Source organism: Nocardiopsis sp. FR4, assembly GCF_009830945.1.
Classification (GTDB): domain Bacteria; phylum Actinomycetota; class Actinomycetes; order Streptosporangiales; family Streptosporangiaceae; genus Nocardiopsis.
On the sequence record NZ_VWVV01000028.1, the window covers coordinates 42,368 to 57,498 of the forward strand.

A 15,131-nucleotide genomic window follows, 5' to 3' on the forward strand; every position below is an offset into this window, starting at 1 on the left:
TACCACACCGACCAACAGTGACTCTAACCCATCGGACCCGGCCGTTGTTCCGCCGTCCGGGGACGGGGCGCATGCGCAATCTCACGCCGCGCGGACGGACCGGCGGGGAATACGGTGGCCGGTCCCGCAGAGGGGCGCGGGACCGGCCGGGAAGCTCGCGCGCCCTACCGCTCCTGGCGTGCGATGCTGGTCTGCTCCTCGCGGGAGAGCAGTTTCAGGCGCTTGCGTCCACGCTCGGCGCCCAGCTCCTCCTCGCGGGCCTCGATCCGCTGCCAGCCCTCCCAGGTGGTGTACCGCACCCCGCGCGCCTCCAGCAGGGCGCGGAAGGCGGTGGGGTCGGGCTCGGCGGCCGGGGTGAACGACCCGCGGTCGGCGACCAGGTTGGTCACCGTCTCCAGGGCGTCGCCCTTGGTGTGGCCGATGAGGCCGACGGGGCCGCGCTTGATCCACCCGGTGGCGTACACGCCGTCCATGGGCTGCTCGTCCAGGTCCAGGACCCGGCCAGCGGCGTTGGGGACGACCCCGCGCTCCTCGTCGAAGGGCAGGTCGGCCAGGGGAGAGCCCAGGTAGCCGATGGCGCGGTAGACGGCCTGCACCTCGTGGTCGACGTACTCGCCGGTGCCCCGGACGCTGCCGTCGCCGGTCAGCTCCATGCGCTCGGTGCGCAGGCCCGTGACGCGGTCCTCGCCCAGCACGGCCACCGGGCTGTGCAGGAAGTGCAGGTGCAGACGGCGCTCGGCGCCGCGCGGGTCGCGGATCGCCCAGTTCTGCAGGACCTTGACGTTGGTCTTGACCTGGTTGGACTCCTCGCAGGCCTGGAGGCTGCCCTCGTCCATGTCGAAGTCCTCGGGGTAGACGATGACCTCGACGCCGGGCTGCTTGTCCAGCTCGCGCAGCTCCATCGGCGTGGCCTTGCACTGGGCGATGCCGCGGCGGGCGAAGACGTGCACGTCCGTGATCTGCTTGGCGCGCAGACCCTCGTACACGTTGTCGGTGATGTCGGTGTCCATCAGGTCCTCGGCGCTCTTGGCCAGGATGCGGGCCACGTCGACGGCCACGTTGCCCGCGCCGATCACGGCGACGCTGGTGCCCTCGACGTGCCAGGACGGGGAGACGTCGGGGTGGGAGTCGTACCAGAAGACGAAGTCGGCGGCGCCGTGGCTGCCGGGCAGGTCGATGCCGGGGATGTCCAGCGGCCGGTCGCGGTCGCTGCCGGTGGCGAAGACGACAGCGTCGTAGTGGTGGCGCAGGTCCTCCAGCTTCAGGTCCACGCCGTACTCGACGTTGCCGTAGAAGGTGATCTCCGGCTTGTCCAGGATCTTGTGCAGTGCTCCCTGGATCTGCTTGATCCGGGGGTGGTCCGGGGCCACGCCGTAGCGGACCAGGCCGTAGGGGGAGGGCAGCTTGTCCAGGATGTCGATGCTGACAGACGTGCCGCACGCGGACAGGGTCTCGTCCTTGGTGAGCAGGTCCGCGGCGTAGATGCCCGCCGGGCCCGCACCCACGATTCCCACTCGCAGTGGTCGCGTCATCGCACAGCTCCAAGTCTTCGCGCCAGAGTCGGACGCCATCAAAAGGTAAGGCTTGCCTAATCTATCCGGTGTCGGCACCGGGAAAACCTACTATAAAGGTGGAGAATTGCCGGGGCGGTGCCAGGGGCTCTCGGCGCCCCCGAAAACCGGTCCGGAGCGGCCCTCCCAGGCGGGAGCGGGTCCGTGGCCCCCGGCAGGCGTGCCGTAGGGGCCTCCAACCAGGGGTCAACGCCCGGTCAGCGGTGCTTGAGTTCCGATCGGGCTGTGGGGAAAGTCACCACGCGGTCACGGGTCCGCGGCGGGCCCGGGGCCCCAGCGGCCGCGCGCCTCCGCTCCCGGGCGCGGCCCGGGCGCGGAGGCCGGGGCGCTGGCTCACCCCTGGTCGAGCTCGGCCTTGACCGAGGCGGCGAACCGGGCCACCCGCTCCTGGCCGGACAGCGCGGCGATGGCGTCCATGACGGCGTCCGTGGCCGCGCGGCGCGGGCGCGCCCGGTGCGCCTGGCCCCGCCACTCCGACAGGTCCACCGGCGCGCCGAAGCGCACCCCCACGCGGTTGAGGGAGGGCACCCTGCGGCCGTGGGGGAGGATGCGGTCGGTTCCGGCCAACGCCACGGGCACCACGGGGGCGCCCGTGGTCAGCGCCAGCCAGGCCAGCCCGGTCTGCCCCCGGTAGAGGCGCCCGTCGGGTGAGCGCGTGCCCTCCGGGAAGATCCCGAAGACCTCGCCGCCCTCCAGCACCTTGAGGCTGTTGTCCATGGCCTCCTGGGCGCTCTGGCCCGGGCGGCGGTCCACCGACAGCTGACCGATGGCCCGCAGGGCCCGGGTGAACAGCCGCCGGGGCAGGGTCCCCTCGTCGAAGAGCTCCTGCTTGGCGATGAAGCGCACCGGCCGGGGGCAGGCCACGCCGATGAAGAGGGGGTCGATCAGCGCCAGGTGGTTGGCGGCCAGGATCACCGGTCCGCTACGGGGGACGTGGTGGGCGCCCTCCACCCTCTGGGGCCACACCAGGCGCGTGGCGGGCGCGATGACGGTCTTGGCGGCTCCGTACAGTGACACTGGTCGGCTCTTCTCGCTGGTGGCGGGGGACGGGCGGGTGGCCTCCGAGCTTATCGGGGCCGGGCGGTGCCCGTCGTGGCCACGGGTCGGCGGAAGCCGCTCCCGCCGGAGGGCCGGGGGAGAGGGCCGGGGGAGATTGTCCCCCGGGGCCCTGCCGTGCCACAGGTCACAGCCGCTAGAGTTTGGTCTAGACCTCTGGCGCAGGTCAGGGGTCCCACCCGGACGCGTGAGCGAGGAAGAACAGCCATGCCGAAACTGGTCGACGTCAGCCACCAGATCACCGACGGGATGACCACCTTTCCGGGTCTTCCGGAACCGGCCGTCGAGGAGAGCACCTCGGTCGCGGGCGGTGTCCCCGGCCGCGACACCAGCACCGGGCGCGTGGCCATGGTCGGCGCCACCGGTACCTACGTGGAGATGCCCGCCCACCGTTACCGCGACGGCGCCGACCTCGCCGACCTGGACCTGGACCGGGTGGCCGACCTGCCCGGCGTGGTCGTGGACGCCTCCGGGCGGATCGGGCCGGAGGCCTTCTCCGGCCTGGACGTGCGCGGACGCGCCGTCCTGGTGCGCACCGGCTGGGACCGGCACTGGCGGACCGAGGCCTACGGCCAGGCCGAGCACCCGTACCTGACCGAGGCGGCCGCCAAGGCCCTCGTCGACGGCGGGGCCACCCTGGTGGGCACCGACTCGGTCGGCGTGGACGACACCGCGCCCGTCACCGAGGGCGCCCGGCCCGCGCTGGCCGTCCTGCTCGCCGCCGGGATCCCCGTGGTCTCGCACCTGTGCCTGCTCGACCAGCTCCCCCAGGAGGGCTTCACCTTCTTCGCGGTCCCCGCCAAGGTCCGCGGCATGGCCGCCTTCCCGGTGCGGGCCTTCGCCCTCACCGACTGACCCCGCGGCCGGGGAGGCCGGGGAGGGGGTGGCCCGCGGTCACAGGTCGGCGTCCACGTCCCCCTGGGCCCGGCGCCGCTCGCGCTGGGCCCGGCGCTCGGCCTCCTGCCGGGCGGCGCGCTCGTCCTGGGCCACGGCGCTGGTCATCGCGCTGGACAGCGCCCGCAGCTCCATGTTGATCCGGGGGTAGGCGGGCAGCCGGGGCAGGGCCCCCATGCGCGGGGTGCGCCGCTCCTCCAACGAGGAGATCAGCTCGCGGAAGGCCAGGTCCACCCGTTGCAGGGTGATGATGCCCGTCGGCTCGGGCTTGTCCCGGGCCAGCGCCGACAGCGCCAGGTAGCCGGTGCGCTGGGTGGCCACCACCACCGGCCACAGCGGCAGGGTGGAGGAGGCGCGCGGGGCGTCCCCGATCGCGCTGTCGTAGACCCCGCGCAGGTTCACCAGGGCCGCCCGCATGTCCCGGCGCAGCCGGTAGCGGCGCTCCGGGCTGATCTCCACGTCCTGGTCCAGCACCTCCAGAATGCACTCGCGCGCGGTCCGCAGGACGCTGACGATGGCCTGGGGCAGCCGGGTGGCCGAGGCGCGGCGCCACAGCAGCACCGAGCCGAGCAGCCCGAAGACCGAGCCCACGACGGTGTCGATGATCCGGGACTGGGCCAGGTCGGTGATGGGCTCGGGGGCGGCGGTGAAGGACAGCAGCAGCGCCATCGGCGTCACCATCACCGAGGCGTAGAAGAAGTTGCGGCCCACCACCAGCTGGGTCAGGCCCTGGAAGAGGCCGGCGAGCACGATCACCACGGACAGCGGCGGGTGCAGGGCGATCACCGCGGCGCCGAGGAACACCCCCACCATGGTGCCCAGCGACCGCTGCAGGGCCCGGTTCATGGTCAGCACCACGCTGCCCGCCTGCAGCACGGCGGTGGTGGTCAGCCCGATCCAGTAGTAGTTGTCCAGGCCCATCCACAGGCCGAAGGCGCCCGCCGCGGTCACCGTGATCCACATGCGCAGCGCCGTGGGCCGCACCAGCGAGTCCCGCCCCAGGCTGGAGCGCAGCGCGTCCCACAGCGCCGGATAGCGCTGGTCGTGCAGCGTCGCCGCACGCTCGTCGTCCTCGTGGGAGGTGCGGCGCACCGCCTGGGCCGCTCGGGCCAGCTGGCCGTACAGCCTGGACTCCAGGGAGCGCGGGCGCAGGCCCCTGCGCAGCTCGTCGAGTTCTTCGGGGTCGGGGGCCCGGGAGGGGGCGGCCACGGCCGACGCCATGCGGTCGGCGAAGTCGGCGGCCTCTCCCGGCAGCCGGGCGGGGCGGGCCATGCACACCTGGGTGGTGACCAGGTGCACGTCCGAGACCCAGCGCAGCAGGGAGCGCAGCCGGGCCGCCTCCGGCGTGGTGCGGTAGCCGCGGGTCTGGGCGAGCAGCACGATCCGCCAGGCCTCGGCCACCGCCACCGAGGCCTCGTGCTGGGCGTGGTCCAGGTCGGGGGTGCCCACGGCCCGCAGCAGGGCGGCCAGCTGGCGGTAGGCCGCGGCCACGGCGCGGTACTCGGGGTGGCGGGCGCGCACGGGGGCGCCGGACATGGAGACCGCCCAGCCGATCGCCGCGCCGACCGCGGCCACCCCGGCGTGGAAGGGCACGTCGGCGACGCCGCCCGGGGCGATGGTGGAGATCGCGCCGACCAGCACGAAGAACAGCGGGCCCGGCCGGTCCACCCGCCAGGCGGCGCACACCCAGGTGGCGATCCCGGCGGTCAGCCCGATGGAGACCACGGGCGCCCAGGGTGCCAGGGCAGCGGCCAGGGAGCCCAGGGCCACGCTGGCCACGAACCCCAGTCCGACCAGGGCCAGGGCGGCCGACCGGTAGGCGTAGGGCGTCTTCTTCTCGTACAGGACCGTCATCGAGCCCAGGGCGGCCAGCGTGCCCACCTCGGAGCCGAACGCCCACGTGGCCAGGGCGAAGGACAGGGACATGGACAGGGCCGCCTGGACCGCGGTGGTCCACGCCCAGGCGCCGGACTGCAGGCCGAACAGGGCTTTGAGGTCGACCCGCGGCCGGGGGCGCTCGCCCACCCGGACGCGTTCGGCGCCTTCGCCCGGGGAACCACCCGGGTCCATCGGCCCGGTGTCTCCAGTGGTTCCCAGATCTCGCACGATTTCCATCCTAGAAGGGGACGAAACAGACAGGCTCCATGTCTGGGCGGGATCACGCCCGGGTGACGGAGGTCTCGGACCCTCCGGCCCCCTCCGGCTCCCCGGGCGCCCCGGCGCGTTCCAGTGCCCGTTCCGCGCGTGCGGCGCGCTCCAGCGCCCGGTCGCGGGCCTCCTCGGCCACCGCCAGGCGCGCGGCGGCGGCCTCCCTGGACTCGGCCAGGGTGGTCTCGGCGTTCCTGCGCTGGGACTCCAGCGCGGCGTGGAGCCGTTCCAGCTCCGCGGTCAGGCGTTCGCGCTCGGCCGCGGCCGCGGCGCGGTCCGACTCCAGGCGCTCGCGAGCCCGCTCCAGTTCGGCGTCGAAGCGCTCGCGCTCGGCGGCCAGGGTCCGCTCGGCCCGGTCCGCCCGCTCCTCGGCGCGTTCGGCCCGGTCGCGGGCGCCCGTCGCGGCCAGGGCCGCCTCCTCGCACCGGCGGGCGTGCTCGGCGGCCTCCGCTCGCAGCCCGTCGGCCTCGGCACGGGCGTGCTGGAGGCGCCGGGAGGCCTCGGCCCGCTCGTGTTCGCGCTCCTCCCGGGCCCGTGCGGCCTGCTCGGCGATCCGGCGTTCGGCGGCGGCCAGGCCCGCGTTGGCCTCGGCCACGGCGGCGTCGCGCTCCAGCAGCGCCTGCTCGGCCTCCGCACGCCGGAGGTCGCGCTCGGCCTCGGCCGCGTCCCGGGCGGCCAGGGCCTCCTCGGCCATGCGCTCGGCCTCCTGCGTGGCGGCCACGGCGGAGGCGGCGGCGTCCTCGGCCACCCGGCGGGCGTGCTCGGCCTCGCGGCGGCGGTTCTCCGCCTCCAGACGGGCTCCGTCGGCCTCGGCGGCGTGCCGGGCCCCGGCCAGGCGGGCCGCCTCCACCTGCGCTTCGGCCGCGGCCGGATCGGTCATGGTGGCGAAGGCCTCCGTGGCCGCCCGCAGGGTCTCGGTGAGCTGTTCGCTCTGCACGGCGAAGCGGGTGAGCAGGTCGTCGGCGCGCAGGCGGGCGGCGGTGACGGGTTCGGCGGGCGGTACCGCCTCGGGGGGCACCGGGTCCTCGCCCTCCCGGGCGGCCCGGGTCCGCTCCTCGGCCTCCTGGGCCTGGCGCTGGCGTTCCTTCCAGGCCCGCCAGCGGGTGTGCTCGGGCAGATCGCAGTACTGGGGCGGACGACCGGGGGAGGAGGCGCGGGGCACAGGCCGGTCGCAGCCGGGGAAGTTGCAGGTGTTGGAGTCGGAGGCCACGGGGTGAGCGTAGCGGTTCGTCCGCTCCGGGCGCGGGGGTGTGTCGCGCGGAGCGGACGAGCCCTGCGCGGGGGCCGGGGCGCCGCCGCACGGCACGGGGGCCGGCGGTCAGAGGGGTGGGATCCGGGCGCGCGGGAGGCGGAACCCGTTGCCCTGCGGCCCGGCCGGGACGTGCCAGCCCTCGTCGACGGGTCTGGCGCCGCGGGCGAGCAGCCGCTCCGGTTCGGCGCCCCGGTCGCGGTCGGCGGTGCCGAGGACCAGTTCACCGGTGCGGCATGCCGTGCCGGTCAGTGTACGGAGACGGCCCCGGGGGCGGGGCGGCGCCGCCCCGCCCCCGGGGCCGGGGCCGTTCTCGGTACGCGCGGTCGGGCCGAACGCCTCAGTCGTGGGCGCCGAAGCCGTCCACGCGGCAGACCATCGTGGTCACGAAGGGGCGGAAGCCCTCCTGCTCCAGGAAGCGGATGTCCTCGGAGGCCGTGGCCAGGGCGGAGAACTCGATCTCGCGCACCCCCATGCTGGCCAGCTGGCGGCGCACCTCCTCCAGGAGCTTGGAGCCCACACCGGTGCCGGTGTACTCGGGGTCGATGGCGAAGGTCTGCACGACCCCGACCCGCTCGCCGCGGTCCCAGCTGCCCTGGGCGTTCTCGCGGACGGTGACCATGGCGTACCCGGCCAGGTCGTCTCCGTTCTCGGCCAGGATCGCCATGGTGTCGGGGTCGGCGAGCCAGGCGACGTACTGGGCCCGGCGCCTGCGCCAGGACTCGTCCAGGCTCACGGCGCTGATGATGTCGCTCAGGTGCGGAGCGGTCACCGTGTGCTGCTGGTGGAGGGCACCCCACAGGTCCGCGAGTTCCTCCACCTCGTGTGCGCCCAGGTAGCGGAAGCGCAGCACGCCCACGTCGGTCGGCTGAGGTTTGGTCATCAGCGAATTTTGCATGTTCTTCTCACCCGTTCCAGCAGCATTGGGTGCTGATCCCCCGACGGTCCCCGATTCCAGGACCCTTGATTGAGCTGTGGAACCGACTGTACGTGCCGGTACCAGTCGGGGTGGGTGTGACACAGGGAAAGACTTGCGCGAGATATCTTCAGGGAAAGAACGGTGAATCTTTCTCGCGGCTTTCCCGGTGGGTGTGGCGTGCCTCTCCCACTGCGGGGAGTGTGCAGGGAATCACTCCCCTAACCGGGGCAACGGAGGCGAAACCACCAGGAAACCAGTCCGTACTGGCATAAGTTGGTGGGCATGATCGACGTTCGGCGGCTGCAGCTCCTCCAGGCACTCGAGCACCACCACACGGTCGCCGCGACCGCGGAGGCGCTCAACGTGACCCCTTCGGCGGTCTCCCAGCAGCTCTCGGCACTGGCCAAGGAAACCGGCGTCCCGCTCGTCGAACGCAACGGCCGCCGCTTCCTGCTCACCGGGGCCGCCCGCGTGCTGCTCCAGCGCGCCCCCGTGATCTTCGCCGAGATGGAGAGGGCCAGCGCCGACCTGGCCGAGTACGCCCGGGGCGACCGCGGCGTCATCCGGGTCGGTTCCTTCGCCACCGGCATCAGCGACCTCATCGCCCCCGCCCTGGCGCGGCTGCGCACCAGCCACCCCGGCTGGTCCTTCGAGGTCGTGCAGGCCGAACCGGAGCAGAGCGCCGAGATGGTGCGTTCGGGGCGTCTGGACGTGGCCCTGACCATGTCCACCGCCCACCTGCCCGCCACCGGCGACCCCGACTTCCGCACCGACCCGGTGATGGTCGAGCTCTTCGACGCGATCCTGCCCTACCAGCACCCCCTGGCCGCCCGGACCAGCCTCCACCTGGGCGACGACCTCGCCGACCAGGACTGGATCCTGTCCGCGCCCGGCACCGCCTGGCACGAGTGCGTGTCCGGTGCCGCCCACCAGGCGGGCTTCCAGCCGCGCGTGGTGCACACCGTCGACGACTTCAGCGCCGTCTTCGCCCTGGTGCAGGCCGGCCTGGGCGTCGCGCTGATGCCCCGCCTGGCCTGGACCGGTCTGAACACCCCCCGGATCGTGGTGCGCGGCGTGCGCCAGAGCGCGCGGCGGCACATCATCGCCCTCTCCCGCGCCGGGGCCACCCCGGAGCCGCTGCTCACCGCGGTCCGCGAGGCCGCAAGCAAGGTCCCGGTCCCCTCCGTGGGCCCCTTCGCCATCGCGGGGTAGTCCGCCTCAGGGCGAATCCGGGAAGGCGGGCACGTCGTCCAGCACGTCCTGTGCGGCCCGGTGCAGGTAGCGGGCCACCACCCTGATCGGTTTCCACGCCCAGCCGCCGGTGCGGCCCGCCAGGTACACCCGGCGGACCCCGCCGATCTCGCCCACGGGCGCGTGCGCGACGCCGCGCCGGGTCACCGCCGACAGCCGCGGCACGATCCCCACCCCCACGCCCTCCGCGGCCAGCCGCTCGAACAGCTCCAGGTTGTCGATGCGGTGCACGATGCGGGGGGTGAACCCCGCGTCGGCGCACATGCGCCGCACCAGCGCCTCCTCGTCGCCGCGGTAGGGGCTTGCGACCCACGCGGCGTCGGCCAGCTCACGCAGCCGCCGCCGGGTCAGCGTGCGGCTGTCGGCGCCCTCCGAGGGCTGGACGAGCAGCAGGTCCTCGCTGCCGATCGGGTGCACCGTCAGCGTTCCCGGGAAAACCCGGGGGAGGAGGCTGTACTGGTACACCACCCCCAGGTCGGCTCCGCCGTCCTGCAGGAGGTCGAGCGCGTGCTCGGACTCGTACTCGGTCAGGTGGATCTCGATCCCCGGGTGGTCGCGCCGCAGCCGCCGCAGCGCGGGCAGCACCAGGGGCGCCGCCGAGGTGTACATCACCAGCTCGACGCGGCCCACGGGGTCGCCCTCCCCGTCGAACTCCGCCCGCGCGGCCTCCACCCGTGCCAGGATGTCCACCGCGTGCTCGGCCAGCCGCTTCCCGGCCGGGGTCAGGCGCACCCGCCGCCCGTCCGGGGCCAGCAGCGGGACACCGGCCTCCCGCTCCAGGACGGCGAAGTGCTTGGAGACCGCCGAGGTGCTCATGCCCGTGACCTCGGACACCGCGGCCATGGTGCCCAGACGTTCCAGTTCGACGAGGAGGCGCAGCCGGGTGAAATCCATCCACCAAAACTACACGGTCCATCAACCCATGGTCCGTGGACAGAAATAAACGCGGTCGGTCCAATGGTCGGGTGATCCGCTTTCCCTCTCTCCCGCAGCGCCGTGCCCGCGCGGGCGTCCCGGCGCCCCTCATGCTGCTCATCGGCATGTTCACCCTGCACACCGGCAGCGCCCTGGCGGTGACCGCCTTCGCCCAGGCGGCTCCGGCCACCGTCACCTGGCTCCGGCTCAGCTGGGCCGCGGCCCTGTTGCTGGCCTTCGGCGGGCGCTCCCTGTGGCGCGCCGTGCGCGCGGCGTCGGCGCGTGAACTGGGAGCAGTGGTGATCCTGGGCACAGCGAGCGCGGGGATGATGCTGTTCTACTCCGAGGCGACGGCGCGGATCGAGCTCGGCACCGCCACCTCGATCGAGTTCCTCGGCACCCTCGTGGTGGCCGTGGCCGCCATGCGCCGCCGCCGCGAGCTCGTGTGGATCCTCGCCGCCGTGGCGGGCGTGCTGTGCCTGACCCGGCCCTGGCAGGGCGAGCTCGACCTGGCGGGGGTCGGCTTCGCCCTGGCCGGGGCCCTGTGCGTGGTCGGCTACATCGTGCTGACCCAGAGGGTGGGCGCCGGGTTCGGCGCGGTGCACGGCCTGGCCCTGACCATGACCGTGGGCGCCGTGGTCAGCGCCCCGCTGGGCGCCCCGGCCGTGATCGCGGCCCCCGACCCGGACCTGATCGCGTTCACACTGCTCATCGCGCTCCTCTTCCCGATGGTGCCGTTCCTGCTGGAGATGGTCGTCCTGCAGCGGATGAGCCGCACCGCCTACAGCACCTTCTCCAGCCTGGAGCCCGCGGTGGCCCTGGTGATGGGTCTGGTGGTCATCGGCCAGGCGCCCGCCGTCGTGCAGGTCGTGGGCATGGCCCTGGTGGTGGTCGCGGGGGCGGGCGCGGCCCGGGGCGACCGGGCCCGCCGGCCCTCCGCGGCCGACCGGGCGCGGGTTCGGGCCGACCGGGCCGTGGCGGCGTCCCGTTGACGACCGCGAGTAGAGCTCCTTTACCCCACAAGCAGAAGCTCCTTTGCCCGGGAGGCGGCGCGAGGGTCATCAGCGAGTCCGAGGCGCGCACCACGACGACCCCCGCGGGGGTGGTGACGGGCCCGGCGGGGCCCAGACAGGGCAGCCGTCAGCTGAGCACCTGGAGGGCGCGGACGGAACCCGGCTCGGCCCCGACCGAGGCGATGTCGCGCAGCGCCCGTACGCGTCGCCCGAACGCCGCCCGCGTCACCAACCTCTCAGGTCAGTACAGCTAGCACCCGAAGACGGAGGAGCCAGCACGAGGGTGACGGTGTACGCACCCACCCGGGCGGCCCTCCTCCCCGGGAACGGCGGCGCGGGGGCCTCCCGGGATGCACTAGCTTGGTGCGAATCATGGCCGCGAAAACTGATCTCGAACTCCTGCGTGCCTACGAGCCCGTGCTCATGTGCACCGAGGGGGAGCTCTTCTTCCCCACCGACGTGGACGCCTACGTACGCAACTGCAGCCTGTGGATAGAGGAGCCGGGCGGACGCGAACGCGTCATCGTCCCGGTCGGGGAACTCACCCTGGACCGCCTCTCCCAGGCCGAGGAGGAGTGGCCCCACCGCCACAAGCACCTGCGCTTCGTCCAGGAGGAGACCCTCCGCGAGGAGGCCAGGCGCTACCGGGGCGTGGCCCGCACCGTCATCCCCAAGAGCGGCCGCCTGGCCGCCGTCGGCGTGCTGGGCCGCGTCCTGGACATCCTCATGAAGCTGTCCCTGCTCATCCGCGGCGCGGTCCCCGGCGGTGTCACCTTCGCGGCGGTGACCCGCTACCGCGAGCGGGTGGACAACGGAGGCGCCACCTACTACGGCCGGGTCACCCGCGAGGGCGGCTACACCATCCTCCAGTACTGGTTCTTCTACGCGATGAACGACTGGCGGACCATCTACGGCGGCGTCAACGACCACGAGGCCGACTGGGAGCGCGTCACCGTCTACCTGGTGGAGAACTCCGACGGCACCACCCGGCCGGTCTGGGTCGGGGCCTCCTCGCACGAGTACCACGGCGACGACCTGCGCCGCAGCTGGGCCGACCCCGGCCTGCACCGGGACGGCGACCACCCCGTGGTCTACGTCGGCGCGGGCTCGCACTCCCACCAGATGCTGCCCGGCGACTACCTCATCCAGGTCGACCCCGCCTTCCTGCGCGGGCCCATCCGCGCCTGGCGGCGCCTGACCCACCGCATCTTCCGCGCCGACAGCGCCCTGAACCGGCACGGCATCGGCGTCCCCTTCGTCGACTACGCGCGCGGCGACGGCATCCGCCTGGGCCCCGGCGGCGACCGCGAGTGGACCGCCGTCCTCATCGACGACGACACCCCCTGGATCAAGGGCTTCCGCGGCCTGTGGGGACGCGACACCGGCGACTTCTTCGACGGCGAGCGCGCGCCCAGCGGGCCCCGCTACGAACGCGACGGCACCATCCGCCGCTCCTGGGCCGACCCGCTGGCCTGGGTCGGCCTGCAGAAGGTCGCCCCCACCGAGTCCGCCGCCCGCGCCGAGCTGCGCTCGCACGTCAAGGGCCTGGACGACCGCCTGCGCGCCCTGGACGCCGAGATCCTCAGCCGCCGCGACCGCCTGCGCCAGCTCGACTCGGCGCGCATGGTGCTCAACCGCGAGGCCCACTCCCGCCCGCTCGCCCGCGAGTACGCCGAGCGCGTCGCGGCCCTGGAGATGGAGCTGGGCGAGGTCTACGAACGCCGCGTGCTGACCGCCGACGAGCGCGACGCCCACCTGCGCGCCCTGGCCAGCGACACGCCCCTGGTGCCCGAGCCCACCGGCCACCTCAAGGCACCGCACCTGCCCTACTCCTCGGGAACCCAGCGCTCCACCCGCTTCCTGCACCTGTGGGTGGCGCTGAGCACCCCGCTGCTGCTGCTCTCGCTGGCCCTGCCGCTGTTCCTGCTCAACGGCCAGCAGACCCTCTACGCGATGATCGGCGTCGTCGTGGCCTTCGCCGCGATCGACTCCGTGGCCCGGCGCAAGTTCGTCCAGTACCTCATCGGCCTGGCGGTCATCGCGGTGGTGGTCGGACTCGCCGTGGGGATCGTGGCCGCGTTCATCGTCAACTGGCGCATCGCCATCACCGTGCCCATCGCCGTGATCGTGGTGCTGCTGCTCGTGGTGAACATCCGCGACCTGCTGCGCCGCTGACCCTGGCCCCGGGCGGGCGGGGGCGGCACGATGGGTCCATGAGCGACGCCCTGTTCGGGAGCCCGCCCGTGGAGGTGGCGCCCGGCGCCGTCCACCTCCCCGGGTGGCTCGACGAGGACACCCAGGCGGACCTGGTCCGCCGCTGCCGCGCCTGGGCGCGCGGACCCGCCGGGATGCGCAGGCACACCATGCCGCGCGGCGGGGTGATGAGCGTGCGGATGCTCAGTCTGGGCTGGCACTGGCAGCCCTACTCCTACGCGCGGACCCTGCCCGACGGCACGCCCGTGCGCCCCTTCCCCGGGGTGCTCGGCGACCTGGCCGCCCGCGCGGTGGAGGCCGCCTACGGCGCCCCGCCCGACACCGACCCCTACGACGTGGCGCTGGTCAACTTCTACGACGCCGGGGCGCGCATGGGCATGCACCAGGACCGCGACGAGGCCTCCCGCGCCCCCGTGGTCTCCCTGAGCCTGGGCGACGCCTGCGTGTTCCGCTTCGGCAACACCGAGACCCGCACCCGCCCGTACACCGACGTCGAACTGCGCAGCGGGGACCTGTTCGTCTTCGGCGGCCCCTCGCGGATGGCCTACCACGGGGTGCCCCGCACCAGGCCCGGTACCGCTCCGCCCGCCCTGGGCCTGGACGGACGGCTCAACATCACCATCCGGGCCTCCGGTCTGAGCGGCTGACGCCGTCCGGCCCGGCGTGTCGGGGCAGGGGTGCCTGGGCCGTGGGCCGGAAGCGAGACACGACCGTCCCCTGGGCATGACCACTGGCAGACGGCCGCCCGCGCGGGCGGCGCGGCACTCCGAGGAGGGCAAGCATGAACCAACCCCCGCCCGAACGCGTCATGGCGCTCGGCCACCGCCGGGCGGCGCTGGCGGACCGGGCCGCACCCGGACCCGTGCGTGCCGTGACCTACCGCGACGGACACCGGACGGGGGAGGCGGCCACCCTCGCCGAGGCCCGCCGCGCGGTCGGCGGGGAGACCGGAACCGTGGTCTGGATCAGCATGACCGCGCCCGACCGGGACCAGCTCACCGAGCTCGCCCGCCTCTTCGACCTGCCCGCGCTGGCCCTGGAGGACGCCATCGTCGCCCACCAGCGCCCCAAGGCCGAGGTCTACCACGGCGTCCTCTTCCTCGTCCTGCGCCCGGCCCGCTACGACGAGGCGGGCGAGACCGTGGAGGTCGACGAGGTCCACGTCTTCGCCGGACACGGCTTCGTGGTCACCATCGGCCACACCGACCAGGTGGACTTCGAGGAGGTCCGGGACCTGCTGGAGTCCGAGCCCCGCGCCCTGTCCCACGGCGCCCTGGCCGTGGTCCACGCCGTCCTGGACCGGGTCGTGGACGCCTACGCGCCGGTCGTCGCCGGACTGCAGGACGACATCGACGAGGTGGAGAGCCAGGTCTTCGACGGCCGGGCCGGCGCTTCGCGGCGCACCTACCGCCTGGCCCGGGAGGTCATCGCCCTGGCCCGCGCGGTGGACCCGCTGGGCGCGGTCCTGGAGGGCCTCATGGAACCGCTGGCCCGCCGCGGCGAACCCGCCTCCGACGAACCCCGGCGGTACGGCATCGCCTCCGCGGCCCCCTTCCGGATCCCCCAGGACCGGCGCGTCGAACTGCACCACCGCCTGCGCGACGTCGCCGACCACGTCGCGGCCGTGCGCGAGCGCGTGGACGGCTTCCGCCAGCTGCTGCACAACATCATGTCGGTCAACAGCGCCCTCATCGACCAGGCGCAGAACGAGGCGATGAAGAAGATCTCCTCCTGGGGCGGCATCCTGGTGGTGCCCACCCTCATCGCCTCGGTCTACGGCATGAACATCCCGCCCCAACCCGGCTTCTCCTGGGTGTTCAGCTGGCCGCTGAGCCTGGCCGCCATGGCGCTGTCGAGTCTGACCCTCTATGTTGTCTTCCGTCGCAACGGGTGGCTCTGAG

Annotated in this window: 12 protein-coding genes; 6 read left to right on the forward strand and 6 right to left on the reverse strand. The window is 73.8% G+C overall.

What is annotated here, in order from left to right; genetic code table 11:
* Positions 1–164: 164 nt before the first annotated feature.
* Positions 165–1,514: an FAD-dependent oxidoreductase gene (locus FYW95_RS22025; RefSeq protein ID WP_159945232.1), complete on the reverse strand. Its 1,350-nt coding sequence runs from the start codon at positions 1,512–1,514 to the stop codon at positions 165–167.
* A gap of 390 nt (positions 1,515–1,904) precedes the next feature.
* Positions 1,905–2,588, reverse strand: coding sequence for a lysophospholipid acyltransferase family protein (locus tag FYW95_RS22030; protein ID WP_159945198.1), 684 nt, complete (start codon positions 2,586–2,588; stop codon positions 1,905–1,907).
* A gap of 246 nt (positions 2,589–2,834) precedes the next feature.
* On the opposite strand from FYW95_RS22030, the gene FYW95_RS22035 reads away from it, so the two are divergent.
* A complete protein-coding gene (locus tag FYW95_RS22035) occupies positions 2,835–3,482 on the forward strand; it encodes a cyclase family protein (protein WP_159945197.1) in 648 nt (215 codons plus the stop codon).
* 39 nt (positions 3,483–3,521) lie between these two features.
* On the opposite strand, the gene FYW95_RS22040 is transcribed toward FYW95_RS22035, so the two are convergent.
* The 3 genes from FYW95_RS22040 to FYW95_RS22050 all read right to left on the reverse strand — a co-directional run bounded on the left by FYW95_RS22040 (position 3,522) and on the right by FYW95_RS22050 (position 7,801).
* Entirely contained in the window at positions 3,522–5,591 is a 2,070-nt protein-coding gene (locus tag FYW95_RS22040; protein ID WP_201294985.1) for an FUSC family protein, read from the reverse strand.
* Between the two features lie 88 nt (positions 5,592–5,679).
* A complete protein-coding gene (locus FYW95_RS22045) occupies positions 5,680–6,879 on the reverse strand; it encodes a coiled-coil domain-containing protein (RefSeq protein ID WP_159945195.1) in 1,200 nt (399 codons plus the stop codon).
* A 379-nt stretch (positions 6,880–7,258) separates the two neighbouring features.
* Positions 7,259–7,801, reverse strand: coding sequence for a GNAT family N-acetyltransferase (locus FYW95_RS22050; RefSeq protein ID WP_159945194.1), 543 nt, complete (start codon positions 7,799–7,801; stop codon positions 7,259–7,261).
* Positions 7,802–8,119: 318 nt separating this feature from the next.
* On the opposite strand from FYW95_RS22050, the gene FYW95_RS22055 reads away from it, so the two are divergent.
* Positions 8,120–9,049, forward strand: coding sequence for a LysR family transcriptional regulator (locus FYW95_RS22055; RefSeq protein WP_159945193.1), 930 nt, complete (start codon positions 8,120–8,122; stop codon positions 9,047–9,049).
* A gap of 6 nt (positions 9,050–9,055) precedes the next feature.
* On the opposite strand, the gene FYW95_RS22060 is transcribed toward FYW95_RS22055, so the two are convergent.
* Positions 9,056–9,982 carry a LysR family transcriptional regulator gene (locus FYW95_RS22060; protein WP_159945192.1) on the reverse strand — a complete coding sequence of 309 codons (927 nt, stop codon included), beginning with the start codon at positions 9,980–9,982 and terminating at the stop codon, positions 9,056–9,058.
* A 131-nt stretch (positions 9,983–10,113) separates the two neighbouring features.
* Here FYW95_RS22060 and FYW95_RS22065 point away from each other — a divergent pair, with 131 nt between their 5' ends.
* The 4 genes from FYW95_RS22065 (at position 10,114) to FYW95_RS22080 (ending at position 15,130) form a co-directional block, all read left to right on the forward strand.
* Positions 10,114–10,995: an EamA family transporter gene (locus FYW95_RS22065; RefSeq protein ID WP_201294986.1), complete on the forward strand. Its 882-nt coding sequence runs from the start codon at positions 10,114–10,116 to the stop codon at positions 10,993–10,995.
* A 393-nt stretch (positions 10,996–11,388) separates the two neighbouring features.
* The gene (locus tag FYW95_RS22070; RefSeq protein WP_159945190.1) at positions 11,389–13,191 is read left to right on the forward strand and encodes an NPP1 family protein; all 1,803 of its coding nucleotides are present in this window, start codon (positions 11,389–11,391) and stop codon (positions 13,189–13,191) included.
* Between the two features lie 38 nt (positions 13,192–13,229).
* Positions 13,230–13,877, forward strand: a complete 648-nt coding sequence (locus FYW95_RS22075) for an alpha-ketoglutarate-dependent dioxygenase AlkB family protein (protein ID WP_159945189.1) — start codon at positions 13,230–13,232, stop codon at positions 13,875–13,877.
* Positions 13,878–14,011: 134 nt separating this feature from the next.
* Complete coding sequence (locus tag FYW95_RS22080) at positions 14,012–15,130, forward strand: magnesium and cobalt transport protein CorA (protein ID WP_159945188.1); 1,119 nt, start codon at positions 14,012–14,014, stop codon at positions 15,128–15,130.
* The last annotated feature ends 1 nt before the right edge of the window (position 15,131 follow it).

Excerpts from the sequence above, each read along its gene's own strand:
- FYW95_RS22035 (WP_159945197.1), top strand. The coding sequence starts at position 2,835 with ATGCCGAAACTGGTCGACGTCAGCCACCAGATCACCGACGGGATGACC.
- FYW95_RS22040 (WP_201294985.1), bottom strand. The coding sequence starts at position 5,591 with ATGGACCCGGGTGGTTCCCCGGGCGAAGGCGCCGAACGCGTCCGGGTG.
- FYW95_RS22050 (WP_159945194.1), bottom strand. The coding sequence starts at position 7,801 with ATGACCAAACCTCAGCCGACCGACGTGGGCGTGCTGCGCTTCCGCTAC.
- FYW95_RS22055 (WP_159945193.1), top strand. The coding sequence starts at position 8,120 with ATGATCGACGTTCGGCGGCTGCAGCTCCTCCAGGCACTCGAGCACCAC.
- FYW95_RS22060 (WP_159945192.1), bottom strand. The coding sequence starts at position 9,982 with ATGGATTTCACCCGGCTGCGCCTCCTCGTCGAACTGGAACGTCTGGGC.
- FYW95_RS22065 (WP_201294986.1), top strand. The coding sequence starts at position 10,114 with ATGCTGCTCATCGGCATGTTCACCCTGCACACCGGCAGCGCCCTGGCG.
- FYW95_RS22070 (WP_159945190.1), top strand. The coding sequence starts at position 11,389 with ATGGCCGCGAAAACTGATCTCGAACTCCTGCGTGCCTACGAGCCCGTG.
- FYW95_RS22075 (WP_159945189.1), top strand. The coding sequence starts at position 13,230 with ATGAGCGACGCCCTGTTCGGGAGCCCGCCCGTGGAGGTGGCGCCCGGC.
- FYW95_RS22080 (WP_159945188.1), top strand. The coding sequence starts at position 14,012 with ATGAACCAACCCCCGCCCGAACGCGTCATGGCGCTCGGCCACCGCCGG.